This is a genomic window from Candidatus Thermoplasmatota archaeon (assembly GCA_035541015.1).
Classification (GTDB): Archaea; Thermoplasmatota; SW-10-69-26; order JACQPN01; family JAIVGT01; genus DATLFM01.
In genome coordinates, this window is sequence record DATLFM010000063.1 from 1 (window position 1) to 8146 (window position 8146).

7 protein-coding genes and 1 pseudogene are annotated in these 8146 nt (G+C 68.1%); 6 read left to right on the plus strand and 2 right to left on the minus strand.

Annotation, left to right across the window (positions count from 1 at the left end; translation table 11 throughout):
• The 6 genes and pseudogenes from VM681_05680 to VM681_05705 all read left to right on the plus strand — a co-directional run.
• The coding region (locus VM681_05680; GenBank protein HVL87478.1) for a hypothetical protein at nt 1–198 on the plus strand (198 nt) is incomplete at its 5' end.
• 4 nt (nt 199–202) lie between these two features.
• Nucleotides 203–2051, plus strand: a pseudogene (rpoB, locus tag VM681_05685) (DNA-directed RNA polymerase subunit B).
• A gap of 12 nt (nt 2052–2063) precedes the next feature.
• Nucleotides 2064–4844, plus strand: coding sequence for a DNA-directed RNA polymerase subunit A' (locus VM681_05690; protein ID HVL87479.1), 2781 nt, complete (start codon nt 2064–2066; stop codon nt 4842–4844).
• 2 nt (nt 4845–4846) lie between these two features.
• Nucleotides 4847–6802 (plus strand): DNA-directed RNA polymerase subunit A'', encoded by a 1956-nt coding sequence (gene rpoA2, locus VM681_05695; protein ID HVL87480.1) that lies wholly within the window; start codon nt 4847–4849, stop codon nt 6800–6802.
• On the plus strand, nt 6803–7108 hold the full coding sequence (locus tag VM681_05700) for a 50S ribosomal protein L30e (protein ID HVL87481.1): 306 nt from the start codon (nt 6803–6805) through the stop codon (nt 7106–7108).
• Between the two features lies 1 nt (nt 7109).
• Nucleotides 7110–7547 carry a NusA-like transcription termination signal-binding factor gene (locus VM681_05705; protein ID HVL87482.1) on the plus strand — a complete coding sequence of 146 codons (438 nt, stop codon included), beginning with the start codon at nt 7110–7112 and terminating at the stop codon, nt 7545–7547.
• Between the two features lie 6 nt (nt 7548–7553).
• Here VM681_05705 and VM681_05710 read toward each other — a convergent pair whose 3' ends face one another.
• Both VM681_05710 and VM681_05715 read right to left on the minus strand, forming a co-directional pair.
• The gene (locus VM681_05710) at nt 7554–7832 is read right to left on the minus strand and encodes a hypothetical protein (GenBank protein HVL87483.1); all 279 of its coding nucleotides are present in this window, start codon (nt 7830–7832) and stop codon (nt 7554–7556) included.
• A gap of 10 nt (nt 7833–7842) precedes the next feature.
• On the minus strand, nt 7843–8146 hold a 304-nt coding region (locus tag VM681_05715; GenBank protein ID HVL87484.1), incomplete at its 5' end, for a hypothetical protein.

The window sequence follows — 8146 nt, forward strand, 5'->3', positions numbered from 1 at the left end:
ACCCAATGGGGCCGGCTGTGCCCGAACGAAACGCCGGAAGGCCCGAACTGCGGACTCGTGAAGAACATGGCGCTCATGACGGAGATCTCCGAAGGGTACGAGGACCACGAGGTCAAGCAGGTCGTCCGCGACCTTGGCGTGGCCGAGATCCACGGGCGCGCTCCCGCGCCCGGCCAGGGGGTGGCCCCGCGTGCCTGAGGAGATCACGGAAGGCGCGAAGGTGTACGTGAACGGCGACCTTGCCGGCCTGCACCGCAACCCGAAGGACCTCGTCGAGAAGCTCCGCACGCGGCGCCGCCAGGGCCTGCTGTCGACGGAGGTCAACATCCGCCTCGACGAGAACACGGGCGACGTGTTCATCAACTGCGACGCGGGCCGCGCCCGCCGCCCGCTCGTGGTCGTCCGCGACGGCCGCCCGGCCATCACCGAGGACCACATCCGGCTCCTTCGCGAGGGCAAGACCACCTGGAGCGACCTCGTGCGCGAGGGCGTGGTCGAGTACATCGACGCCGAGGAGGAGGAGAACCTCTTCATCGCGCTTGTCCCCGAGGACCTGCGCCACCCCGAGAAGGGCAAGCTCTACTCGCACATCGAGATCGACCCCATGGTCATCCTGGGCATCGCCTCCTCGATCGTGCCCTACCCCGAGCACAACTCGTCCCCGCGCATCACGATGGGCGCGGGCATGGGCAAGCAGTCGCTGGGCTTTGGCCAGAGCAACTACCGCATCCGCCAGGAGACGCGCGGCCACCTTATGCACTACCCGCAGGTCTCCGTCGCGACGACGCAGGGCATGAAGTACGTGCACTTCAACCGCCGCCCCAGCGGCCAGAACTTCGTGATCGCCGTCATCTCGTACCACGGCTACAACATGGAGGATGCGCTCATCATGAACCGCTCCTCCATCGACCGCGGCCTTGGCCGCTCGTCGTTCTTCCGCACGTACGTCGCGGAGGAGCGCCGGTACCCCGGAGGCCAGGAGGACCACTTCGAGATCCCCTCGCCCGACGTGAAGGGCGCCCGCACCGCCGAGGCCTACAGCAACCTCGGCGAGGACGGCCTCATCTCGCCCGAGTGCCCCGTGGGCTCCGGCGACGTGCTCATCGGCAAGACGAGCCCGCCGCGTTTCCTCGAGGAGCCCTCCGACTTCCTCACGCCGCAGAAGCGGCGCGAGACCTCCGTCACCGTGCGCCACGACGCCCGTCTCGCCGTGGCGCACGGTGACGGGCGTCGTGGACAGCGTCATGTTCACGGAGTCCTCAAACGGCTCCCGCCTCGTCAAGGTCAAGGTGCGCGACGAGCGCATCCCCGAGCTTGGCGACAAGTTCGCCTCGCGCCACGGGCAGAAGGGCGTCGTGGGCCTCATCGTCTCTCAGGAGGCCATGCCCTTCACGGCCGACGGCGTGGTGCCGGACCTCGTCATCAACCCGCACGCGATCCCGAGCCGCATGACCGTCGCCCACGTGCTCGAGATGATCGGCGGCAAGGTCGGCGGCATGGAGGGCCGCGTCATCGACGGCACGCCCTTCTCCGGCGAGCCGGAGGAAAAGCTCCGCGCCGGCCTCTCCGAGCACGGTTTCCTGCACACCGGCAAGGAGGTCATGTACGACGCGCAGACGGGAGAGCGCATCGAGGCGGAGATCTTCACGGGCGTCATCTACTACCAGAAGCTCCACCACATGGTCTCGGGCAAGATGCACGCGCGGTCGCGCGGCCCCGTCCAGATCCTCACGCGCCAGCCCACCGAGGGGCGCGCCCGCGACGGAGGGCTCCGGTTCGGCGAGATGGAGCGCGACTGCCTCATCGGGCACGGCGCGGCCATGGTCATCAAGGACCGCCTCCTCGACGAGAGCGACCGCGTCACGGAGCTCGCCTGCGCCCGCTGCGGCCACATCGCCATGCAGGACCGGCGCGGCTTCATGCGCTGCCCCACCTGCGGCGAGGACGCGGACATCTACCCGGTCGAGATGAGCTACGCCTTCAAGCTCCTCTTGGACGAGCTCAAGTCGTTGATCGTCGCGCCGCGGATCCAGCTGGAGGATCTCATCTAGGAGGGATGCAACGTGCCTGAACTCATTACGACGACCCCGAAGAAGATCGGCGCGATCGCCTTTGCCATGCTCTCCCCCCAGGAGATCCGCACGCTCTCGGCCACGAAGATCATCACGGCCGACACGTACGACGACGACGGGTTCCCCATCGACATGGGGCTCATGGACCCGCGCCTTGGCGTCATCGAGCCGGGCCTCCGGTGCAAGACGTGCGGCCGCACGGTCGGGGACTGCCCCGGCCACTTCGGCCACATCGACCTTGCCATGCCGGTGATCCACGTCGGCTACACGAAGATCATCAAGAACATCCTGCGCGCCACCTGCCGCGCGTGCGGCCGCATGCTCCTTCCCCGCGAGACGCTCGACAAGGCGCACGCGGAGATGAAGCGGGCCCAGGAGGCCGGCGAGGACACGACCGACCTCATCAAGACGCTCGTGAAGCAGGCGAGCAAGCCCGCCGTTCCTGCGTGTCCGAACTGCGGCGAGCCGCAGAAGAAGATCGACTTCGAAAAGCCCACGACCTTCCGGGAGGAGGGCCACAAGCTCACGCCCGTCGACGTGCGCGAATGGCTCGAGAAGATCCCGGACGAGGACTGCGAGCTTCTGGGCATCAACACGAAGGCCGCACGGCCCGAGTGGATGGTGCTCACGGTGCTCCCCGTGCCGCCCGTCACCATGCGCCCCTCGATCACGCTCGAGTCGGGCGAGCGGTCCGAAGACGACCTCACGCACAAGATGGTCGACGTGCTGCGCATCAACCAGCGCCTCCAGGAGAACCGCGACGCGGGCGCGCCGCAACTCATCGTCGAGGACCTCTGGGAACTTCTCCAGTACCACATCACCACGTACATGGACAACCAGACAAGCGGCATCCCGCCCGCTCGCCACCGCTCGGGCCGGCCGCTGAAGACGCTCTCGCAGCGCTTGAAGGGCAAGGAAGGCCGCTTCCGGTCCAACCTCTCCGGAAAGCGCGTGAACTTCAGCGCGCGCACGGTCGTCTCGCCCGACCCCAACATCTCGATCAACGAGGTGGGCGTCCCGGTCGAGGCGGCCAAGGAGCTCACCGTGCCGCTTCGAGTCACGCCCTACAACATCGAGGAGGCCCGCGCGTTTGTCCTGCGCGGCCCCGAGCAGCACCCCGGCGTGAACTACGTGGTCCGAAGCGACGGCCGCCGCATCAAGGTCACGGCGCAGAACGCGGAAGAGGTCGCCAAGCGCCTCGAGCCCGACTTCGTGGTCGAGCGGCACCTCATGGACGGCGACATCGTGCTGTTCAACCGGCAGCCCTCGCTGCACCGCATGAGCATGATGGCGCACGAGGTGCGCGTCATGCCCCACCGCACGTTCCGCGTCAACCTCTCCGTCTGCCCGCCCTACAACGCGGACTTCGACGGCGACGAGATGAACATGCACGTGATCCAGGGCGAGGAGGCCCGCGCCGAGGCGCGCATCCTGATGCGCGTCCAGGAGCACATCCTCTCGCCGCGCTTTGGCGGCCCCATCATCGGCGCCATCCACGACGAGATCACGGGCGCGTTCCTCATGACCTTCCGCGAGGTCCTCTTCGACAAGAGCCAGGCGCTCTACGTCCTCTCGCGCATCGGCGTGAAGAAGCTGCGGTTCGCGCCGGCGAAGACCGTCGGCGGGATCTCCTACTGGACGGGCAAGCAGATCTTCAGCCACGTGCTGCCCGAGGACCTCTCGATGAAGTTCTACCCCGAGCTTCGCGAAGGCGACACGTGCGCCGAGTGCGGCGTGCCGCAGGACCGGTGCGAGTACGCGGGCATGACGGTCGTCGAGAAGGGCTTGGTCATCCACGGCCCCATCGACGAGAAGGCCATCGGCGCCTTCAAGGGCGAGATCCTGAACAAGGTCATCCGCAACTACGGCCACGCGTCGGCGCGCGAGTTCATCGACCGCGCCACGCGCCTTTGCATCGCCGGCATCATGGTGAAGGGATTCTCCACCTCGATCGACGACGAGGACATCCCGCAGGAGGCCCAGGACCAGATCGCCTCGATGCTCGCGGAGGCCCGCCGCAAGGTCGACGACCTCGTGCGAGCCTACAACGAGGGCGCGCTCGAGCAGCTGCCGGGCCGCTCCCTGGAGGAGACCCTCGAGCTCCAGATCATGCAGGTCCTCGGCAAGGCGCGCGACCAGGCCGGCAAGATCGCGGGCAAGCACCTGGGCCTTGACAACAGCGCCGTCATCATGGCGAAGTCGGGCGCCCGCGGCAGCATGCTCAACCTCTCCCAGATGGCCGGCTGCGTCGGGCAGCAGGCCGTCCGCGGCGAGCGCATCTCGCGCGGCTACCAGAACCGCACGCTCCCCCACTTCCGGCGGGGCGACCTTGGCGCCGACGCCAAGGGCTTCGTGCAGTCGTCCTACAAGACGGGCCTCACGCCCCTCGAGTACTTCTTCCACTCGATGGGCGGCCGCGAAGGCCTCGTCGACACGGCCGTCCGCACGAGCCGAAGCGGCTACATGCAGCGCCGCCTCATCAACGCCCTCGAGGACCTGAAGGTCGAGTACGACGGCACCGTCCGCAACACCGCGGGCACGATCATCCAGTTCCGCTACGGCGAGGACGGGGTCGACCCCACGCGCTCGCTGCGCGGCAAGGCCGTCAACGTGAACGAGGCGATCCAGGAGGTCCTTGGCCTTGACCTTGGACCCGAGCGCACCACGCGCGGCAAGTCCACCTACGATCGCGAGGACGTCGAGCTCACGCGCTCCATGCTCGACGAGATCACCGAAGAGGAAGGCGCCGACACGGACTACGGAGGCGAGTGAGCATGGCGGAGAAGAAGGCGCCGAAGAAGGAAGCGAAGAAGGAGCCCGCCAAGCCCAAGAAGGAGGCGGGGAAGAAGGACGGGAAGAAGCCCGCGGCCGCCGAGGCCGAGCCGGAGGCGCCCTCGCCGCCCAAGGGCAAGAAGGGCAAGGCCGCGGCCGCCGCCGCGCCCGAGGTCGACGCGACCGAGCTCAAGGAGATCCTCGACCTCGACGTGGTCGACGAGAGCGTGGCCGCCAACCTCCACCGAGCCGGCGTGCGGACGCGCAAGGACCTGCGCAAGGTCTCCATCCCGGAGCTCCTCTCGATCGACGGCGTGGACGAGGAGGTCGCCGAGGACCTCAAGGAAGCCGTCTACGATCCCGAGGAGACGATCGAGGAGTTCATGGAGCTCCCCGGCGTGAGCAAGGCCAAGGCCGCGGCGATCGTCGAGGCCGGCTTGAAGTCCATCCACGACATCCAGCGCATGAGCGTCGAGGACCTCGCCCAGATCGAGGCCATCGGCGAGCCCCTCGCGGAGGTCCTGAAGCAGGAGGTCGGCGAGTACCAACCCATCGTGGCCGAGCGCCGCGCCTCCGAGGAGCTCGAGTTCGTGGCAAGCGCGGAGGAGAAGCCCCGCGCCATGAGCGCCACCGAGAAGAAGGTGCGCGCCGCGCTCGAGCGGATCGGCGGCTACCTGCCCGAGTCGATCCTCCTCGAGATCGCCGGCAAGCTCGACGGCCACAAGATCGGCGACCCCAAGATCAAGCAGATCGTGGAGCTCGTGCACAAACAGTACTCCGCCAACGTCATCGACCCCACGGAGGCGGCGGGCATCCTCGCCGCCCAGTCGATCGGCGAGCCCGGAACGCAGATGACGATGCGCACGTTCCACTACGCCGGCGTGGCCGAGATCAACGTGACCCTCGGCTTGCCCCGCCTCATCGAGGTGGTGGACGCGCGGCGCATCCCCTCGACGCCCATGATGGAGGTCTACCTCGACGAGGAGACCCGCGGCGAGCCCGCGAAGGCGCAGGCGGTCGCAAGCGAGATGGAGTCCACGCACCTCATCGATCTTGCCGATCTCGACATCGACCTTGGCACGCTGCAGGTCGTCATCCGCTGCGACGAGCGCAAGCTCGCCCGCAAGAACGTCACCGTGGAAGACGTCGCCGATCGCCTCACGAAGGTGAAGCACACGACCGTCGAGCGCGGCGACGGCGGCGCCATCGTGCTCAAGCCTGCCGAGTCGTCGTACAAGCTCCTGCAGTCGATCGCGGCCGACGCGAAGAAGACGCAGATCAAGGGCATCGCGGACATCAAGCGCGTCGTCGTCCGCAAGGAGCAGAAGGAGGACTACGAGGGCTACGTGATCTACACCGAGGGGAGCAACCTCGCGAAGGTCATGCAGATCGCCGGCGTGGACACCTCCCGCACGACCACGAACAACTTCCGCGAGATCTACGAGGTGCTGGGCATCGAGGCCGCCCGCGTGGCCATCATGCGCGAGGCCCACAAGACGCTCTCCGAGCAGGGCCTCACGGTGGACATGCGCCACCTCATGCTCGTCGCCGACCTCATGACCGTCGACGGCAACATCCGCGCCATCGGACGCCACGGCATCAGCGGCGAGAAATCGTCCGTGCTCGCGCGCGCGGCCTTCGAGATCACCGTCGCGCACCTCCTGGAGGCCGGCCTCGTCGGCGAGGTCGATCCGCTGGAGGGCGTGGCCGAGAACATCATCGTGGGCCAGCCCGTTGCGCTTGGAACCGGCGCCGTGCAGCTTGTCATGAAGCCCAAGGCGTTCGAGGGCGCGCGCGTCGTGCGGCCCGAGGACGTGATGCCCAAGCTCGAGCCGCCGCCCCTGCCCGGGGCGGGCCCCGGCGCCGCGCCGCCGGCCCCGTCGCCGGAGGCGCCCCCGGCCGAGCCGACGACGGAGACGCCCAAGGAAACCACCGAGAAACCCAAGGAGGTCCGATAGATGGACGTGAACCGCGCCCTCCGCACCGCCGCCCAGACGGGCGACGTGCGCATGGGCATCAAGGAGACCGAGCAAGCCGTCGCCAGCGGGAAGGCCAAGCTCGTCGTGCTGGCCGCCAACATCCCCAAGGACGCCGCCGAGCGCATCAAGACCGCCGCGCGCACCAAGAACGTCGCCGTGTACGAGTTCGGAGGCCCCAACTCCGAGCTTGGCCCCGCCTGCGGCAAGCCGTATTCCGTCGCGAGCCTCTCGGTCGTCGAGGCCGGCGAGAGCGACGTGCTGGCCCTCGCGCGCGTTCCCAAGTGAAGTGAATCCCATCGTCGAAATCAAGCTCGACGGCGATTCGCTGCGGAACATCGCCGCGTTCGAGAACTTCACGCGCGCCCGCGTGCGCGACTGCTTCGAGGACGGCGACCGCCTCGTCTTTGTCGTCGAGGAAGGGGATCTCGGGAAGGCCCTTGGCAAAGGCGCGGCCAACGTGCTCAAGCTGCGCGAGCTCCTCAGGAAGGACCTGGAGGTCTACGGCTTCGCGGCCGACCGCGAGGCGTTCGTGCGCAACATCTTCCACCGGTTCGAGCTCACGAAGGTGGGCTTCGAGAAGCGCAAGGACGGAAGCGAGATCGTGCGCGTGGCCGTCGACCCCCGCGACAAGGGCAAGGCGATCGGCCGCGGCGGGCGCAACATCCAGCTTGCAAAGACCCTCCTCCAGCGGCACGCCGGCCTCTCCGACGTGTTCCTCGAATGAGGGCCGCTAGGCCATCGCCTCGAGCACGCCAAGGATCCGCGACGCCTCCGACTGCGCGATCGCGCGGTCGGTCGTCTTGAGAAGGACCTTCCCGTTCTCGAACACGCTTGCCTCGCACGCCCCGCGCACGAGGAGGAGGACGCTTGCGTTGTGGAGGACCTCGATCCCCGCCGCGCGAAGCTTGCGCTCTGCAAGCGCGAGGTCGACGCGCGTCCGCCGTTTCGGGAACGCCTCGTACGCCGCGCTCGTCCGGCACGGTTGGAGGAGGAACCGCTCGTCCTGCACGAGGGACCGCTTACGCGGACGGTGTATTTGAAGGCCTCGCCGTCTCGGGCGGCAGGGAGGCCTCCCGGACGCGGGCAAGCGCCCGCTCGACAAGCGAATCCATGCCCACGGCCGAGAGCTCCTGCGCAAGAAGCTCGGGCCGTCCCTCGACGAGCGGGTGCTTGGGGCCCAGCACGTCGCACACCTCGGGCCCCGCGCTCGTCTCGAACGTGCCGATGCGGCGGGCCAAGTCCACGATCTCCGACTTGTCGAACCCAAGCAACGGCCGCACGACCGGAAGCGTGGTCTGCGCGGCCAGGAAGGAAAGATGCGGC

Bases quoted from the DNA above. Each gene is read 5' to 3' on its own strand.
- rpoA2 (HVL87480.1), top strand. From the start codon at position 4,847: ATGGCGGAGAAGAAGGCGCCGAAGAAGGAAGCGAAGAAGGAGCCCGCC.
- VM681_05700 (HVL87481.1), top strand. From the start codon at position 6,803: ATGGACGTGAACCGCGCCCTCCGCACCGCCGCCCAGACGGGCGACGTG.